Origin of the sequence: Actinacidiphila acididurans (assembly GCF_016918855.1) — a bacterium.
GTDB lineage: Bacteria > Actinomycetota > Actinomycetes > Streptomycetales > Streptomycetaceae > Actinacidiphila > Actinacidiphila acididurans.
In genome coordinates this window covers 367,241-384,879 of record NZ_JADKYB010000002.1, presented here as the reverse complement: position 1 = coordinate 384,879, position 17,639 = coordinate 367,241, and the positions used below count along the sequence as shown (strand labels likewise).

Annotated in this window: 12 protein-coding genes; 1 reads left to right on the top strand and 11 read right to left on the bottom strand. The window is 73.0% G+C overall.

What is annotated here, in order from left to right:
• Positions 1–160 precede the first annotated feature (160 nt).
• Entirely contained in the window at positions 161–2,338 is a 2,178-nt protein-coding gene (locus ITX44_RS42050; protein ID WP_205355692.1) for a protein kinase domain-containing protein, read from the top strand.
• Here ITX44_RS42050 and ITX44_RS04690 read toward each other — a convergent pair.
• From ITX44_RS04690 to mnmA, 11 genes are all read right to left on the bottom strand, one after another.
• Positions 2,224–4,611, bottom strand: a complete 2,388-nt coding sequence (locus ITX44_RS04690) for an MMPL family transporter (RefSeq protein ID WP_205355691.1) — start codon at positions 4,609–4,611, stop codon at positions 2,224–2,226. The two genes, ITX44_RS42050 and ITX44_RS04690, sit on opposite strands and share 115 nt — an antisense overlap.
• A gap of 207 nt (positions 4,612–4,818) precedes the next feature.
• Complete coding sequence (gene gatB / locus ITX44_RS04685) at positions 4,819–6,327, bottom strand: Asp-tRNA(Asn)/Glu-tRNA(Gln) amidotransferase subunit GatB (RefSeq protein WP_205355690.1); 1,509 nt, start codon at positions 6,325–6,327, stop codon at positions 4,819–4,821.
• Between the two features lie 92 nt (positions 6,328–6,419).
• Positions 6,420–6,680 (bottom strand): hypothetical protein, encoded by a 261-nt coding sequence (locus ITX44_RS04680; protein WP_205355689.1) that lies wholly within the window; start codon positions 6,678–6,680, stop codon positions 6,420–6,422.
• A complete protein-coding gene (gene gatA / locus ITX44_RS04675) occupies positions 6,677–8,170 on the bottom strand; it encodes an Asp-tRNA(Asn)/Glu-tRNA(Gln) amidotransferase subunit GatA (RefSeq protein ID WP_205355688.1) in 1,494 nt (497 codons plus the stop codon). Before gatA ends, ITX44_RS04680 begins: the two co-directional genes overlap by 4 nt.
• Positions 8,171–8,175: 5 nt before the next feature.
• Entirely contained in the window at positions 8,176–8,472 is a 297-nt protein-coding gene (gene gatC / locus ITX44_RS04670) for an Asp-tRNA(Asn)/Glu-tRNA(Gln) amidotransferase subunit GatC (RefSeq protein WP_205355687.1), read from the bottom strand.
• A 133-nt stretch (positions 8,473–8,605) separates the two neighbouring features.
• Positions 8,606–10,789: a putative bifunctional diguanylate cyclase/phosphodiesterase gene (locus ITX44_RS04665; RefSeq protein WP_205355686.1), complete on the bottom strand. Its 2,184-nt coding sequence runs from the start codon at positions 10,787–10,789 to the stop codon at positions 8,606–8,608.
• A 245-nt stretch (positions 10,790–11,034) separates the two neighbouring features.
• A complete protein-coding gene (gene ligA / locus ITX44_RS04660; protein WP_205355685.1) occupies positions 11,035–13,251 on the bottom strand; it encodes an NAD-dependent DNA ligase LigA in 2,217 nt (738 codons plus the stop codon).
• A gap of 21 nt (positions 13,252–13,272) precedes the next feature.
• Positions 13,273–14,271 carry a methionine synthase gene (locus ITX44_RS04655; RefSeq protein WP_205355883.1) on the bottom strand — a complete coding sequence of 333 codons (999 nt, stop codon included), beginning with the start codon at positions 14,269–14,271 and terminating at the stop codon, positions 13,273–13,275.
• A gap of 554 nt (positions 14,272–14,825) precedes the next feature.
• Complete coding sequence (locus ITX44_RS04650) at positions 14,826–15,515, bottom strand: SDR family oxidoreductase (protein ID WP_205355684.1); 690 nt, start codon at positions 15,513–15,515, stop codon at positions 14,826–14,828.
• Positions 15,516–15,590: 75 nt separating this feature from the next.
• A complete protein-coding gene (locus tag ITX44_RS04645) occupies positions 15,591–16,139 on the bottom strand; it encodes an LOG family protein (protein WP_205355683.1) in 549 nt (182 codons plus the stop codon).
• Complete coding sequence (mnmA, locus tag ITX44_RS04640) at positions 16,136–17,275, bottom strand: tRNA 2-thiouridine(34) synthase MnmA (protein WP_307795095.1); 1,140 nt, start codon at positions 17,273–17,275, stop codon at positions 16,136–16,138. Before mnmA ends, ITX44_RS04645 begins: the two co-directional genes overlap by 4 nt.
• Positions 17,276–17,639 lie beyond the last annotated feature (364 nt).

Below are 17,639 nucleotides of genomic sequence, written 5' to 3'. Positions count from 1 at the left end.
AGGCGGCGCCGAGACGGGACCGGCACAGGGCCGTCATCCGCAGGTCACAGGCGGGCAACTCCGCTTGACCCGTTCATGAACCGCACGGGACCCTGAACTCCCCCTGGACGCCGGTGGATTGGGGTCACCGCCCAGGGCGCAGGGAGGGAATCGATCACTCGTGGCGGACACCGGTCTCTACATCGGCCCGGACAACGCACCCGACCGCTACCGGCTGCTGCGGTCGATCGGCCGCGGCGGCGAGGCGGTGCTGTATCTGGCGGAGCTGGAGCTGAGCGGGGCGACCGAGCCGGTCGTGGTGAAGATGCTCGACGCGCGGCAGACGCTCTCGCAGGAGATGTTCACCAGGATCAGCGAGAAGTGGCGGGAGCAGGCCGAACTGCTGCGCTTCGTGCACCGGCTGGGCGTGGTGGGCATGCGCGAGCACTTCGAGGGGCCCTCGGCGCATCCGGCCGGGGGCGCGCCGCACGGCGTGGACACCGGGCCCGGCCGGGCGCTGTATCTGGTGATGAACCACGTCGAGGGGCTGGACCTGCGGGACTGGCGGGCCGAGCGGACGCTGGACACGCCGGCCGAGCGGCGGGAGGCGGTGCGCTGCCTGGAGCAGCTCGCGGACGTGCTGGACTGGCTGCACAGCGGCGCGGGCACGCCGTCCGGCCGGACGGTGGTGCACGGCGACCTGTCCCCCGGCAATGTGATGATCGACGCCAACGGCCAGGCCACCCTGGTCGACTTCGGGCTGAGCAAGCTGACCGCCGACCACCAGACCGCCGAGGTGTGGTTCACCCCGGGATTCGCCGCGCCCGAGGTGTTCGAGGGCAAGCGGACCCCGGCCAGCGACCGGTACGCGTTCGGCGCCATCGCCTACTTCCTGCTGAGCGGCGCGTCCCCGGCGACCATGCCGGAGACGCTGCGGGCGGCCCTGCTGGACCTGCCCGAACTCGCCCCGCTGGACCCGGACAAGGCCGCGCGGATCGCCGCCATCGTGGCCACCGACCCGGCGAACCGGCCGGATTCGTTGGCCGCCTGGGTCAAGGAGTTGCGGCCCGCGGTCATCTCCACCACCACCCGGCCGCCGCTGCCGATCGGCAAGCCGACGCCTGCGCCGCCGTCGACGCCCCCGGCCCCGCTGACCCCGCCGCCGCCCGCGCACGCGCCCGGCGCCGTCGCACCCACCACCGCCGACCCCGTCGTACCCGCCGTGCCGTCCGCACCGCCCACGCCCGCCCTGCCGCCGGCCACTCCCCCGGCCCCCGTGCACGCCCCCGTGCACACCCCGCCGCCCGCCTACGCCCCCGCGCCGCCCGCGCGCGTACCGGCCGCCCGGCCCGTACCCGCCGAAGCGGCCGCGCCCGCGGCGGAACCGGCCGCCGAACCCGTCCCCGTACCCGAACCGCCGCCCGTACCGCGCCCCCGGACCGAGGCCAAGGCAGTCGCCGAGCCGCCCGCCGCCCAGGCGTCGGCCCCGGCACCGGCACCCACGGCGACGCCGACGCCCACCCCGGCCCCGGCACCGGCCCCCGACCGGGAAGAAGCCGCGGACCACGACCCGGAATCCGCTCCCGCCGCGCACGAACCCCCCAGCGCCCCGCTGCCGGACCGTACCAAGCCGACCCTGCCGCTCGGCTCCGGCGGGCTGCCGCCGGCCGCGGGTTCTCCCGGAGGCGGCGGGAGCGGGGACGGCACGCCCCGGCGGCGCAGCCGCAAGCCGCAGGTGATCGGCGCGCTCGTGGTGGCGGTGCTGCTGGTGGCCGGCGGCGTGGCCGCCGGTGTGGCGCTGTCCGGGAACGGCGACGGCCACGACACGGCGGGCGGCTCGCACCCCTCCGCCCCGGCCTCCGGACCGTCGGCCGTCACCTCCACGACCCCGGCCGCCCCGCTGACGCCCGACGACACCGCCACGGCCACCGACTCGCAGTCGCCGGGGGCCACGCCCACCATGAGCGCGGGGCAGCGGGAAATGCTCGGTTCCGAGACCCCGGCGGACGACAACAGCTCGTTGACCACGCAGAACGCCGAGGTCAACGGCAAGCAGTACTACGACGCGCTGGTGACGGAGGACTGCTACGGCGGGTACGCCGAGTACAACCTCGGCCGCCAGTGGAGCACCTTCTCGGTCACCGCCGGGGTGGACGACAGCGGCAAGAACCTGCCGGTGGAGTTCACCATCCTGGCCGACGGCAACCAGCTCTTCCACCAGCAGGTCACGCTCGGCAACCCGGTTCAGAAGACCTTCGACGTGTCCGGGGCGCTGCGGCTGCGGGTGGAGTGGGCTGTCAACGACAACGGCGACGGCTGCGCCACGGGAGTGCTCGGGGACCCCACGCTGGTGCACTGACCGCCGCAGGCGGCCGCGCACACCTCGCACACCGTCAGGACAGGGGCGGCGGCCACCGGCTCGATACTGATCCGGGGCAGCCGCCGGTCCAGCCAGCCCGGCAGCCACCAGTTGGCCGCACCGAGCAGGTGCATCAGCGCGGGCACCAGCAGGGTGCGCAGGACGAAGGCGTCCAGGGCGACGGCGGAGGCCAGGCCGATGCCGAACATGGCGATCAGCCGGTCGCCGCTGAGCACGAAGGCGAGGAAGACGGCGATCATGATGACGGCCGCGGAGTTGATCACGCGGCTGGTCTCGGCGAGCCCGACCCGGACCGCGACGCGGTTGTCGCGGGTCTCGCGCCACTCCTCGTACATCCGGCTGACCAGGAACACCTGGTAGTCCATGGAGAGCCCGAACAGCACCGAGATCATGATGACCGGCAGGAAGGGCTCGATGGGCCCGGCCCGGCCCAGGCCCAGCCAGTCGCTGCCCCAGCCCCACTGGAAGATCGCGGTGACCACGCCGAAGGACGACGCGACCGCGGCGACATTCATCACCGCGGCCTTGACGGGTACTCCGATCGAGCGGAAGGCGAGGAGCAGCAGGACGCAGCCGAGCCCCACCACGCAGCCGACGAGCAGTGGCAGCCGGCCGACGACGACGGCCGCGAAGTCGTCGTAGCTCGCGGTCTGGCCGCCGACCAGGACCTTCAGGCCGGTGCCCTGCTCGACGGCGGGCAGCACCTGGTGACGCAGCCGGGTGACCAGCGCGGAGGTGGCGGCGGACTGCGGAGCGGTGGTGGGTACGACGGTGAGGACGGCGGTCGAGCCGGCGCGGTCGGTGCCGGGCGCGTCGACCGAGGCGACGCCGGGGGTGTCGCGCAGAACGCCGGGCAGCCGGTCCAGGGCGAGCCGGGCCGAGCCGCCGTCGGCGGTGGCGACCAGGGTGAGCGGGCCGTTGGTGCCGGGGCCGAAGCCGTCGGCGAGCATGTCGTACGCCTGCCGGGTGGTCGCGGTGCGCGGGTCGTTGCCCTGGTCGGAGCTGCCCAGGTGCAGGGAGAAGGTGGGCAGGGCGAGCACCAGCATCACGACGGCGGCCACCGCGGCGAGCAGCCGGGGCCGCTGCTCGACGAAAGCGGACCAGCGCACGGCGAGACCGGTGGGCACTTCCGGCTGGGGGGCGCCGGTCGGCAAGCCGGGCGGGAGGGCGCCGTCGGTGCTCACGTCGGTACGTGCGTCTGTACTGGCGCCGATGCCGGCGCCTGCGGCCAGCCGGCGGCGCTCGCGGCGGCTGAGGGCGCGCGGGCCGATGAAGCCGAGCAGCGCGGGCAGCAGGGTGATCGAGGCGGCGACCGTGCACAGGACGGTGAGCGAGGAGGCGACGGCGACGCCGTTCAGGAAGCCGAGCCGCAGCACGAACATGCCGAGCAGCGCGACGCAGACCGTGCCGCCGGCGAAGATCACCGCGCGGCCGGTGGTGGCCAGCGCCTGCTCGGCGGCCTCGGTGACGGTCAGTCCGTTCTTCAGGCCGCGCCGGTGCCGGGTGACGATGAACAGGGCGTAGTCGATGCCGACCCCGAGGCCGATGAGCATGCCGAGCATGGGCGCGAAGTCGGCGACGGTCATGGCGTGGCCGAGCAGTTCCACGCCCATGTACGCGGTGCCGACCCCCATGACGGCGGTGGCCAGCGGCAGCGTCATCGCGGCCAGTGAGCCGAAGGCGAGCAGCAGTACCACGGCGGCCACCGCGACGCCGATGATCTCGCTGAGGTGGGCGCCGCCGGTGGTCACGGTGACGCCGACCGCCTGCCCGCCGAGGGCCACTTCGAGGCCCGGCGCCTGCGCGGACTTGGCGGTGTCGACCAGGGCCCGGGCCTGTCCGGCGCTGATGTTCTCGGCGTTCTGCGCGAAGTTCGCCACCGCGTAGGCGGTACGGCCGTCCGCGCTGATCTGCGTGGCGCCGTCGCTGCCGTACGGACTGGTGACGCCGGTGATGCCGGGCAGGGTACGGACTTTGTCCAGCACCTGGGTCATGGTCTGTTCGACGGCGGCGGCCCGGACGGTGCCGTGGTCGGTGTGCCAGACGACGGTGTCTGCGTCACCGGCCTGGCCCGGCAGCGCCTGGCTCAGCAGGGCGGCGGCGCGGCCGGATTCGGTGCCCGGGGCGTCGTAGTGCTTCGAGTACGCGGAACCCGCCACGGCTGCCGCCGCGCACAGTCCGGCCAGAAGTGCGGACCACAGGAGAACAACGACGATGCGGTGGCGGAGACACCATCGGGCGAGCGCGGCCATTTATTCCCCTGAATCGAGACGACCGCCCAACTGTGCCAGGAGAAAATGATCCTTTGGGGGTTTCGTGCGGTTACTCACAAGGGGGAACTATCTGATGGTCGGTACACATAAGACATGCATAAGGGCGGTACCCCGAGTCGGGGTACCGCCCTTACCGCCGCCTTATGAACGCCAGTTCATCGGCCCATGAGTGTCAGTCCTGGCGCGTCAACCCTGGACGCCGAGCTTTTCCAGGACGAGTTCGCGGACCCGGCGGGCGTCCGCCTGACCGCGGGTGAGTTTCATGACCGCGCCGATGAGGGCGCCGGCCGCCGCCAGGTTGCCGCCGCGGATCTTGTCGGCGACCGCGGCGTTGTCCGCGATGGCCTGGTCCACGGCCGCGCCCAGCGCGCTGTCGTCGGAGACGACCTTCAGGCCGCGCCGCTCGACCACCTGGTCCGGGCCGCCCTCGCCGGCCAGCACGCCCTCGATGACCTGGCGGGCCAGCTTGTCGTTGAGGTCCCCGGCGGCGACCAGGGCCGCGACCCGGGCCACCTGGACCGGGGTGATGGGCAGGTCGGCCAGTTCGGTGCCCGACTCGTTGGCATGCCGGGCCAGCTCGCCCATCCACCACTTGCGGGCCGCGGCCGCGTCCGCGCCCTCGTTGATGGTGGCGACGATGAGGTCGAGAGCGCCGGCGTTGAGCACCGACTGCATCTCGTGGTCGGAGATGCCCCATTCCTCCCGCAGCCGCTGCCGCCGCACCAGGGGGAGTTCGGGCAGGGCGGCCCGCAGTTCCTCGACCCACGCCGGGTCCGGGGCGACCGGCACCAGGTCGGGCTCGGGGAAGTACCGGTAGTCCTCGGCCTCCTCCTTGATCCGGCCGGAGGTGGTGGTGCCGTCCTCCTCGTGGAAGTGCCGGGTCTCCTGCACGATGGTGCCGCCGCCGCTGAGGACCGCGGCGTGCCGCTGGATCTCGAACCGGGCCGCCCGCTCGACGCTGCGCAGCGAGTTGACGTTCTTGGTCTCGCTGCGGGTGCCGAACTTCTGCTCGCCGTTGGGCCGCAGCGACAGGTTGACGTCGCAGCGCATCTGGCCCATCTCCATCCGCGCCTCGGAGACGCCGAGGGCACGGATCAGCTCGCGCAGCTCGGCCACGTACGCGCGTGCGACCTCCGGAGCCCGCTCGCCGGCGCCCTCGATGGGCTTGGTGACGATCTCGATCAGCGGGATGCCGGCCCGGTTGTAGTCCAGCAGCGAGTACGTCGCGCCGTGGATGCGTCCGGTGGCGCCCCCGACGTGGGTGGACTTGCCGGTGTCCTCCTCCATGTGGGCGCGCTCGATGTGCACCCGGAAGATCTCGCCGTCCTCCAACTGGACGTCCAGATAGCCGTTGTAGGCGATCGGCTCGTCGTACTGCGAGGTCTGGAAGTTCTTCGGCATGTCCGGGTAGAAGTAGTTCTTCCGGGCGAACCGGCACCACTGCGCGATCTCGCAGTTCAGTGCCAGGCCGATGGTGACGGCCGACGCCACGGCCGTGGCGTTGACCACCGGCAGCGAGCCGGGCATGCCCAGGCAGGTGGGGCACACCTGCGAGTTGGGCTCGGCACCGAGCTCGGTGGAGCAGCCGCAGAACATCTTGGTCTTCGTGCCCAGCTCGACGTGGACCTCCAGGCCCATCACCGGGTCGTAGGCCGCCAGCGCCTCGTCGTAGGACAGCAGATCCGTGACGGTCACAGTTTCCTCTACCTTCTCGAATACCTTCTCGGCCGGCTCCGACCCGCTCCGGTGGGCGCGGCCTTCCTCGGTCTTCTCGACGCGTCCGGTCGTCAGCCCGTCAGGATGTCGTCGTCGTTGTGGCGCAGTTCGCGGACGAGCAGGGCCACACCGGTGACCACCGCGGCCACCCGGATGGCGGCGTCGACGAACTGCAGGGTGTCGCCCTCGCCGCGGGCGGAGCGCACCTTCTTGATGTTGCTGAAGGCGGCGAACAGGGTGCTGCCGATGGCCAGGTAGGTGGCCGGCTTGCTCTTGCCCTTGGCCTTCGGTGCGGCGGACCCCTGTACGGCGGTCTTCTTGTCGGCGGTCATAGCTGCGGTGCCTCCTCGAGCAGCGGATGGCCCCACTTCGTGACGAAGGCGGCCTCGACGGCGGCGCCGACCCGGTAGAGCCGGTCGTCCTTGAGCGCGGGCGCGACGATCTGCAGACCCACCGGAAGACCATCCTCCGGTGCGAGTCCGCAGGGCAGTGACATGGCCGCGTTTCCCGCGAGGTTGGCCGGGATGGTGCACAGGTCGGCGAGGTACATCGCCATCGGGTCGTCGGTCCGCTCGCCGATCGGGAAGGCGGTGGTCGGCGTGGTCGGCGAAACGATCACGTCCACCTGTTCGAACGCCCGCTGGAAGTCGCGGGTGATCAGCGTGCGGACCTTCTGGGCGGAGCCGTAGTACGCGTCGTAGTAGCCGGAGCTGAGGGCGTAGGTGCCCAGGATGATCCGGCGCTTGACCTCGGGGCCGAAGCCGGCCTCGCGGGTCAGGGCGGTGACCTCTTCGGCGGACCGGGTGCCGTCGTCGCCGGCCCGCAGGCCGTACCGCATGGCGTCGAAGCGGGCCAGGTTGCTGGAGCACTCCGAGGGGGCGATCAGGTAGTACGCCGGCAGGGCGTAGCTGAACGAGGGACAGGACAGTTCCACGACCTGTGCGCCCAGCTCGCGCAGCAGCTCCACCGCCTCGGTGAACCGCTGCACGACCCCGGCCTGGTAGCCCTCGCCGGCGAACTCCTTGATCACGCCGATCCGCATGCCCTTCACGTTCCCGCTTCTGGCGGCTTCCACCACAGCGGGCACGGGGGCGTCGATGGATGTGGAGTCCATCGGGTCGTGGCCGGCCATCACCTCGTGCAGCAGGGCGGCGTCCAGCACCGTACGGGCGCACGGGCCGCCCTGGTCGAGCGAGGAGGAGAACGCGATCATGCCGTACCGCGACACGCCGCCATAGGTGGGCTTGACGCCGACCGTGGCGGTGACGGCGGCCGGCTGGCGGATGGAGCCGCCGGTGTCGGTGCCGATGGCCAGCGGCGCCTGGTACGAGGCCAGGGCCGCGGCGCTGCCGCCGCCGGAACCGCCGGGGATGCGGGTGAGGTCCCACGGGTTGCCGGTCGGGCCGTAGGCGCTGTTCTCGGTCGAGGACCCCATGGCGAACTCGTCCATGTTGGTCTTGCCGAGGATCACCACGCCGGCTTCCTTGAGCTTACGGGTGACCGTGGCGTCGTACGGCGGGATCCAGCCCTCGAGGATCTTCGAGCCGCAGGTGGTGGGGATGCCCTTGGTGGTGAAGATGTCCTTGAGCGCCAGCGGCACCCCGGCCAGCGGGCCGAGCGGCTCGCCGGCGGCGCGCTGGGCGTCCACCGCCCTGGCCTGGGCGAGCGCGCCCTCCCGGTCCACGTGCAGGAAGGCGTGCACCTTCTCGTCCACCGCGTCGATCCGGGCCAGGTGGGCCTCGGTGACGGCCTCGGCGGTCAGGTCGCCGTTCGTGATCCGCGCGGCGGTCTCGGCCGCGGTCAGCTTGATGACGTCGGTCACCGTGATCAGTCCTCCCCCAGGATCTGCGGCACCTTGAACCGCTGCTGCTCCTGTGCCGGCGCCCCCGAGAGCGCCTCCTGCGGCGTCAGTGACGGCCGAACGGTGTCCGGGCGCATCACATTCGTCAGCGGCAGGGGGTGGGAGGTCGGCGGTACGTCCTCGCCGGCCACCTCGGACACCCGTGCCACGGCGCCGATGATGTCGTCGAGCTGTCCGGCGAAGTGGTCCAGCTCCTCTGCGGAGAGCTCGATGCGGGCGAGCTTTCCGAGGTGGGCGACCTCCTCGCGCGTGATGCCAGCCATGCAGCGGTCCTCTGGGGGTTGAGATGACGATTGTGCCCCAATCCTATGGGCCCGGGCCGGGTGCCCGCGAAACGGTTCCGGTGGCCCTGTGGACAACCGCCGCCGATCGTCGCCGGCCGCCGTCAGCCGCTGGTCAGGGCGCGGTCGCGCGGCCGGAGGCCTGCGGGGCGTCGGACACCGGGGCGTGCTCGGGCTCCGGCTCGGCGGCCGGCGCGGCGGTGAGGGTACGGGCCGGCGCCGGGGTCTTGGCCGGCCGCTGCCAGCCGCGCTCGCCGCGGGCGCGCAGCCAGCGGGTCGTCTCCTCGGCCGGCATCGCGGCCGCCACCAGCCAGCCCTGGACCGCGTCGCAGTGCAGGTCGCGCAGCCGCTCCCAGGTCTCGTCGTCCTCGACGCCCTCGGCGACCACCAGCAGCCCGAGCGAGTGGGCCAGGTCTATGGTGCAGCGCACGATCTCGGCGTCCTCGGAGTCCACCACCAGGCGGGCCACGAACGAGCGGTCGATCTTCAGCTCGCTGACCGGCAGCCGTCGCAGGTGGACCAGCGAGGAGTAGCCGGTGCCGAAGTCGTCCAGCGACATCTTGACGCCGTGGCCGGTCAGCCCGTTGAGGGTGTCGGCGGCCCGCTGCGGGTCCTCCAGCAGTACGTGCTCGGTGATCTCCAGTTGCAGCGAGCCGGGCGGCACCTGGTGGCGGGCCAGCCGGGCGGCGACCGCGCCGGCGAACCCGGGGCTGTGGACGTCGCGCGGGGAGACGTTGACGGCCACCGGCACGTCCAGGCCCATCCGCCGCCAGCGGGCGATCTGCGCCAGCGCGGTGTCGAGCACGTACTCGGTGAGCTGCGGCATCAGCCCGGAGGTCTCGGCGATGGTGATGAACTCCTCGGGGCTGACCCGGCCGCGCTCGGGGTGCACCCAGCGCACCAGCGCCTCCAGCCCGGCGACCTGCCCGTCGAAGCGGACCTTGGGCTGGTAGTGCAGTTCCACGTCGCCGCTGTCCAGGGCCCGGCGCAGGTCGCCGAGCAGGCCGAGCCGGTCCGGGGTGTTGGCGTCGCGGGTGACCTCGTAGACCTCGACGCCGCTGCGGTCCCGCTTGGCCTGGTACATCGCCACGTCCGCGCGGCGCAGCAGTCCCTCGGCGTCCATGGCGTGGTCCGGATGGACGGCGACCCCGGCGCTGGCCTCCAGCACCAGGGTCAGGCCGTCCAGGCCGATCGGTGAGCCCAGCGCCGCCACCAGGGTCCGGGCGATGCGCTGGGCCCGGGTCGGTGAGGGGCAGGAGGGCAGCAGCACCGCGAACTCGTCGCCGCCGAGCCGGGCCGCCTCCGCGCCGCGCGGCAGCGCCAGCCGCAGCCGGTCGGCGATCTGCAGCAGCAGCCGGTCGCCGGCCAGATGACCGAGGGTGTCGTTGACCGAACGGAACTTGTCGAGGTCGATCAGGATCAGCGCCACCCGCTCGTCGGCGTCCTGTGCGCTGTCCAGCGCGGACCAGGTGCGCTCCAGCAGCCACTGCCGGTTGGGCAGCCCGGTGAGCGGGTCGCGCAGCTGCTCCTCGGCGCGGGCGTGGGCGATCCACACGGTGGAGTCCAGCGCGATCAGCGGCACCGCGAACAGCGGCAGCACGACCGGCATGTCGCTGGCGACGACCAGTATCAGCGGGGAGATGCCGAGCAGTGCCAGGCCCACCATGCCCTGCCGGACCAGCGCGGTACGGGCCACGGTGGGCAGTTCGCCGCTGCGGGGCGCGAAGGCCCACCACAGCAGGGTGCGGGTGGCGGCCAGGTAGGCCAGCGCGGCCACGGCGACCACGGGCGCGGCCGACAGGGACCAGTCCTCGGGCCGCCAGGGGCGCTCCACGGAGGGGTGGCGGCCGAGGATCTCCAGGACGACGGCGCCGGCGCCGATGCCGAGGATGTCGATGGCCCCGTGCAGCCCGGCCTGCCGCCAGCGGTGCCGGCGGGCGGCGCCGACCAGCGCCACCACGGCGAGGCTGACCAGTACCGCGGGCACCCAGCCGTACAGCAGCAGCATGGCCAGGGTGAGGGCGGCGCCGGAACCGGTGCCGCCCCACCAGCGGTCGCGGCCCATGGCGACCAGGTGGCCGACGATGATGCCGGTCAGGATCGCGAAGGCCCAGCCGACGGTGCCGCCGGGGAACAGGGAGTGGCCGCGGTCGGTCAGCCGCACCACGCCCGCGGCGAGCGCGGCGCCGGCCGCGACGGGCACCGCGATGCCCACGACGGGCCCGGGCGGGGCGGGGAGTACGGGCACGGCCGGGCCGCTGGGCAGCCGCGCCACTCCGGCGCTCTCCGTCGGTTCCATGCCCGTCCCTCTCACAGCCCGGTGCGGCCAGGTGGTGCGGCGGAGCCGGAAACCCGGCTCCGCGCCGCGCCGTTGTCCGCTGAGGGTCCCGCTGGGCGGCGGGATGGTCATGCCCGGCGACGGCGCCCCTCAACAGTAGGCCGCACAGCCCCGCCTCGGGCACCGATCCGCTGCGGTTGCCCGAATGCGACCAGCACGATCTCCGTATTCCCAAATAGTCCGATCGAGTGACAACTGGGGTCCATTCAGCCGGATTCACCGTCCGTTTCCACCGGATTGACCGCCACTTCCCGCGCCGCGTCGGCTCCTTGTTCGAGGAGTACTCCGAAGCCTTCTTCGTCCAGAACCGGCACCTTCAACGACACGGCTTTGTCGTACTTCGATCCGGGGTTGTCACCGACGACGACGAACGAGGTTTTCTTGGAGACCGAGCCGGTGACTTTCGCGCCGCGGCTGCCCAGCGCCTCCTTGGCACCGTCCCGGGTGTACGCGTCCAGCGTCCCGGTCACCACGACGGTCAGTCCCTCCAACGGCCTCGGTCCCTCGTCGGAGCCCTCCTCGGTGAACTTCACGCCGGCCGCGCGCCACTTCTCGATGATCTCCAGGTGCCAGTCCTCGGCGAACCACTGCTTGACGGAGGCGGCGATGGTGGGGCCGACGCCGTCCACCGCGGCCAGCTCCTCCTCGGCGGCGTCCCTGATCCGGTCCAGGTCGCGGAACTCGCGGGCCAGCGCCTCGGCGGCGACCGGGCCGACGTGCCGGATGGACAGGCCGGTGATGATCCGGGCGAGCGGGCGCTGCCGGGCGGCGGCGATGTTGTCGAGCATCGCCAGGGTGTTCTTCTTCGGCTCGCCCTTCTGGTTGGCGAAGAAGGTGACGATCTTCTCCTCGCCGGTCTCCGGGTCGCGCTTGGGCAGGCCGGTGTCCTGGTCCAGCACGTACGAGCGGATCGGCAGCAGGCTCTCGACGTCCAGCGAGAACAGGTCGCCCTCGTCCCGCATCGGCGCCTCGGCGTCCAGCGGCTGGGTCAGGGCGACCGCCGCGACATAGCCCAGCGCCTCGATGTCCAGGCAGCGGCGGCCGGCGAGGTAGAACACCCGCTCGCGCAACTGGGCGGGGCAGTAGCGGGCGTTGGGGCAGCGCAGGTCGATGTCGCCCTCCTTCATCGGCTGGAGGGGGGTGTCGCAGTCCGGGCACCGCTCGGGCATCACGAACTCCCGCTCGGTGCCGTCGCGCAGGTCGGCGACCGGGCCGAGGATCTCCGGGATCACGTCGCCGGCCTTGCGCAGCACCACGGTGTCGCCGATCAGCACGCCCTTCTTCTTCACCACCTCCTGGTTGTGCAGGGTGGCGAACTCGACCTCCGAGCCGGCCACGGTGACCGGCTCCACCACCGCGTACGGCGTGACCCGGCCGGTGCGGCCGACCCCCACCCGGATGTCCACCAGCTTGGTGTTGACCTCCTCGGGTGCGTACTTCCAGGCGATCGCCCAGCGCGGGGCGCGCGAGGTGGAGCCGAGGCGGCCCTGGAGCGGGATCTCGTCGATCTTGACGACCACGCCGTCGATCTCGTGCTCCACGTCGTGGCGGTGCTCGCCGTAGTACGCGATGAAGTCGCGCACCTCGGCGAGCGAGCCGACCACCTTGACGTGGCTGGAGGTGGGCAGGCCCCATTCGTGCAGCAGCTCGTAGCCGTGCGACTGGCGGTCGATGTCGAAGCCGCGGCGGGCCCCGACGCCGTGCACGACCATGCGCAGCGGCCGGGTCGCGGTGATCCGCGGGTCCTTCTGCCGCAGCGAGCCGGCCGCCGCGTTGCGCGGGTTGGCGAACGGCTTCTCGCCGGCCGCCACCAGGCGCTCGTTGAGCTCCTCGAACTTCTCGCCGGGGAAGTAGACCTCGCCGCGGATCTCCACCAGTTCCGGCACCCGGTCGCCGGCCAGCCGGTCCGGGATGTCGGCGATGGTCCGCACGTTCTGCGTGATGTCCTCGCCGGTGCGGCCGTCGCCGCGGGTGGCGGCGCGGGTGAGGCGGCCGTCCTCGTACGTGAGGTTGACCGCCAGGCCGTCGACCTTGAGTTCGCACAGGAAGTGGTACGGGCTCCGCTCGTTGTCCGGCGGGCCCAGCTCGGCGGCGATCCGGTCGGCCCAGGTGGTCAGCTCGTCCTCGGCGAAGGCGTTGTCCAGCGAGAGCATGCGCTCGCGGTGCTCGACCGAGGTGAACTCCGTCTCGTACGCCCCGGCGACCTTCTGGGTGGGCGAGTCGGGGGTGCGCAGGCCCGGGTGCTGCTCCTCCAGGGCCTCCAGGGAGCGCAGCAGCCGGTCGAACTCGGCGTCGCTGACGAGCGGGGCGTCCTTCACGTAGTACCGGAAGCGGTGCTCCTCGACCTGCTCGGCCAGGCGGGCGTGCCGCTCCCGGGCCTCGGCGGGGATGTCCGCCGGGCCGGCCTGCTCAAGGGATGCCACGTCTGCTTCCTCTCTCACGCGTCACTCCGGGTTGTCGACGAGCGACCGCGCCGCCTTCACGCAGTGCGTGAGAGCCGCGCGGGCATAGGCCGGTGAGGCCCCCGCCAGGCCGCAGGACGGGGTCACCGCAACGGAGGTCGCCAAAGCCTCCGGTGCCAGGCCCAGCCTGCGCCACAGCGCCCGAACACCCCCGACGCTACCGGCAGGGTCCGACAACGGGGCATCCGTGCCCGGGACGACACCGGTGAACAGGACGGTGCCGTTCTCGACGGCCTCCCCGAACGCGTCCCACTCACTCTCCGTGAGCAGGGAGAAGTCGAACGACACGGCGGAGACGCCGGCCCGGCGCAGCAGGGCGAACGGGACGGCCGGGGCGCAGGAGTGGACGAGGACCGGGGCGCCGGCCGCGTCGATCACGTCGCGCAGGAGCCCTTCCACGGTGCCGCGGTCGACCGCGCGGTACGTCTGGTAGCCGCTTGCCGTGCCGACCTGGCCGCGCAGCACCGCGGTCAGGGACGGCTCGTCGAGCTGGAGCAGGACGGTGGCGCCGGGTACGCGGCGGCGTACGTCCGCCAGGTGCGCGCGCAGGCCCTCGGCCAGGGACACGGCCAGGTCGCGGCAGGCGCCCGGGTCGCGCAGGGCGGCCTCGCCGTTGCGCAACTCGACGCTCGCCGCGAGGCTCCACGGGCCCATGGCCTGCACCTTCAGCGGACCCTCGTAGCCTTGGGCGAACTCCTCCAGCGCGTCCAGGTCCTCGCCCAGCCACGCCTTGGCCCGGCGCGTGTCGCGGCCGGGCCGGTCGCCGAACCGCCAGCCGCTCGGCTCGACCCGCGCGTACAGCTCGACCAGCAGTCCCAGGGTGCGGCCCACCATGTCCGCGCCCGGGCCGCGCGCGGGCAGTTCCGCGAGGAACGGGAGGGCCGGCACGGCTTCCGCCGCCACTTTCGCCGCTTCCCGCGCGTCCCCGCCGGGCATCGAGCCGATGCCGGTTGCCGTGCCGGCGGCCAGTACATCCTTCATCTCGGTCACGTCGGCAGGTTAGATCACGGCGGGCGGTTCGCTTCTTCCGTGTCCCTTGGCTGCTCCGGGCCCCGGCTCGGGGGTGTGTCCTTTGCCCGCTCGGGCGCCCTCTTTCCGGGGGCGGGCCTTTTGCCTCGGGGGGCGGGGCGTCCGTCCTTGCCGGGGTGCTGCTTCCGGGCTTTGGCGTCCTGGGGTGCGGTGTGCTCGGCACCGCCGGACAGCGCCGTCCCGCGTCCCGCCGCGGCGGCGGACTTGGAGGGCGGGGCCGCCCCCCGACGGCCCCCCTTCTTCCGGGCTCGCCCGTCCTGGGGCGCGGTGTGCTCGGCACCGCCGGACAGCGCCGTCCCGCGTCCCGCCGCGGCGGCGGAGTCGGGGGCGGGGCCGCCCCCCAACGGCCCCCTCTTCTCGCCTCAGCCGTCGTGGTCAGAGCCGGTGGCGACAGTTGCGGATGCCATGGTCCCGCTTCCCGGTCCGGCGCTGCGGTCGGGGTGTCGGCGGTGCTTGGACCTGTGGTCCTGCGGCTTCCGCAAGGCCGACCGTCAGGCCAGTCCGGGCTAGGCGCCCGGGCGGACCGTTAGGTCGGTCAGTTCGGCGTCGCGGGGGAGGTCGAGGGCGGTCAGGACGGCGGTGGCCACGGATTCGGGGTCGATCCAGCGGTCGGCGTCGTAGGACTTGCCCTCTTGGCGGTGGACCTTTTCCTGCATGGGGGTGGCGGTGCGGCCGGGGTAGACGGAGGTGACGCGTACGCCGTTGGGGCGTTCCTCGGCGCGGAGGGAGTCGGCGAGGGCTTTGAGGCCGTGCTTGCTGGCGGCGTAGGCGGACCATTCGGCGTGGGCGAAGAGGCCGGCGCCGGAGTTGACGAGGACCACGTGGCCGCGGGACAGGCGCAGTTGGGGCAGCAGCAGGCGGGTGAGTTCGGCGGGTCCGACGAGGTTGACGGCCAGGGTCTCGTTCCAGATCTTGGGGGTGAGGTCGCCGACCGGGCCGAGTTCGACCACGCCGGCCACGTGGAGCAGCGAGTCCAGCCGGTCCGGCGGCGCCTGGTGGCTGAGCGCCCAGGACAGCCGGGCGGGTTCGGCCAGGTCCCCGACCAGGGTGTACGCGCCGGGGAACTGCTCGGCGAGCTGCTGGGCCCGCCCGGCGTCGCGGGCCAGCAGCCACAGCTCGTCGCCGCGGGCCAGCAGCCGGCGGGCGACGGCGGCGCCGATGCCCGAACCGGCCCCGGTGATCAGATGGACGCTCACACCCGCTCCTGACCGTGGATCACATGACGTCGGATCGGCCCGCGCCTGTCCGGCGGGCCGTCGTGCACGAAAGGGTCACCGCGTGCCCGCGGATCGCACCCGTTCCTGAAGGTACTCCAGGGCCGCGCGGCCGTCCGTGGCGAAATGCACCAGGTCGGCGAGCGGCAGCGGCAGGAAGCCCTCGGCCTCCATCCGGCGGAACTGGAGCTCCAGCCCGTCGTAGAAGCCGGCCGTGTTGAGCAGCACCACGGGTTTGGCGTGCAGGCCGTGCTTCTTCAGTTCCAGGATCTCGGTGGCCTCGTCCAGCGTGCCGGTGCCGCCCACCATGATCACCAGGGCGTCGGAACGGCGCAGCAACTCGGCCTTGCGGGTGGCCAGATCGTCGGTGACGACCATCTCGTGGGCGTCCTCGCGGGCCAGGGCGTGCAGGAAGGACACGGACACGCCGACCAGCCGGCCGCCGCTCTCGTGCACCGCGTCGGCCAGGATGCGCATCAGCCCGGAGTCCGAGCCGCCCCACACCAGGGTGTGGCCGCCCTCGCCGAGCAGCCGGCCGAACTCCTTGGCGGGGACGGTGTACTGCTCGCCCAGGTCCGCGGCGGACAGGAACACGCCGATGTTCATACGGTCACCGGCCGGCCGGTGCGGTCGGTGCCGGCGATGGTGGCCGAGCCGACCACGCGGGTGCCGTCGTAGAGGACCACGGCCTGGCCGGGGGCGATGCCGCGCACCGGCGCGGTGAACGTCACCCGCAGCTCGCCGTCGCGCAGTTCGGCGGTGACGGGGACGTCGTCGCCGTGCGCCCGGGTCTGGGCGGTGTACGTGGCCGGGCCGGCCGGCTCGGCGCCGCACCAGCGCGGGCGGATCGCGGTGAGCTCGGTGACGTCCAGGGCCTGGGCGGGGCCGACCGTGACGGTGTTGTCGACCGGGGAGATGTCCAGGACGTACCGCGGCTTGCCGTCGGGGGCGGGGGTGCCGATCCGCAGGCCCTTGCGCTGACCGATGGTGAAGCCGTACGCGCCCGTGTGGGTGCCCACGCGGGCGCCGGTCTCGTCCACGATCGCGCCTTCGGCCTGGCCGAGCCGCTTGGCGAGGAAGCCCTGGGTGTCGCCGTCGGCGATGAAGCAGATGTCGTGGCTGTCGGGCTTGGCCGCCACCGCCAGGCCGCGGCGCTCGGCCTCGGCGCGGATGTCGGCCTTGGTGGTGTCGGTGTCGCCGAGCGGGAACATCGCGTGGGCGAGCTGGCGCTCGTCCAGGACGCCGAGGACGTACGACTGGTCCTTGGCCATGTCGGCGGAGCGGTGCAGTTCGCGGCTGCCGTCGGCGCGGGTGAGGATGCGGGCGTAGTGGCCGGTGCACACCGCGTCGAAGCCGAGGGCCAGGGCCTTGTCCAGGAGCGCGGCGAACTTGATCTTCTCGTTGCAGCGCAGGCAGGGGTTGGGGGTGCGGCCGGCCGCGTACTCCGCGACGAAGTCCTCGACGACGTCCTGCCGGAAGCGGTCGGCCAGGTCCCACACGTAGAAGGGGATGCCTATGACGTCGGCGGCGCGGCGCGCGTCGCGGGAGTCCTCGACCGTGCAGCAGCCGCGGGCGCCCGTGCGGAAGCTCTGCGGGTTCGCCGAGAGGGCCAGGTGCACTCCGGTGACGTCGTGCCCGGCCTCCGCGGCCCGGGCGGCCGCCACCGCGGAATCCACGCCGCCGCTCATGGCTGCCAGCACGCGCAGCTTTCGGCTCCGCCGGGGCTCAGGGAAGTCGTTCACGCGTCCAGAGTACGGGAGAGTGCTGCGTACGAAGGGAACCCTTTCCCCTACGTACGAAGGGCGCCCTTTCCCCTCTGCTTCCCGCCCTCCCGGCTTGGACCTCAGCGGCTTCCCCTCTTCCTCCCGGCTCCCCCCTCCGGGGGTTTCCCCTGCCCCGTACGGCCGGTTCGGCACCGCCGCACCCCGCCGTCCCGCGTCCCGCCGCGGCGGCGGAGTCAAGGGGGCTGAGCGTCGCCCCCTGACAGCCCCCTCCCCCGGGGTTCCCCCGGCCCCATGCGGTGAGCTTGGCACCGCCGAACAGCCCACATCCCGTGTCCCGCCGTCGCGGCGGACTCGGGGGGCGCGCCCCGCCCCCCAACGGCCC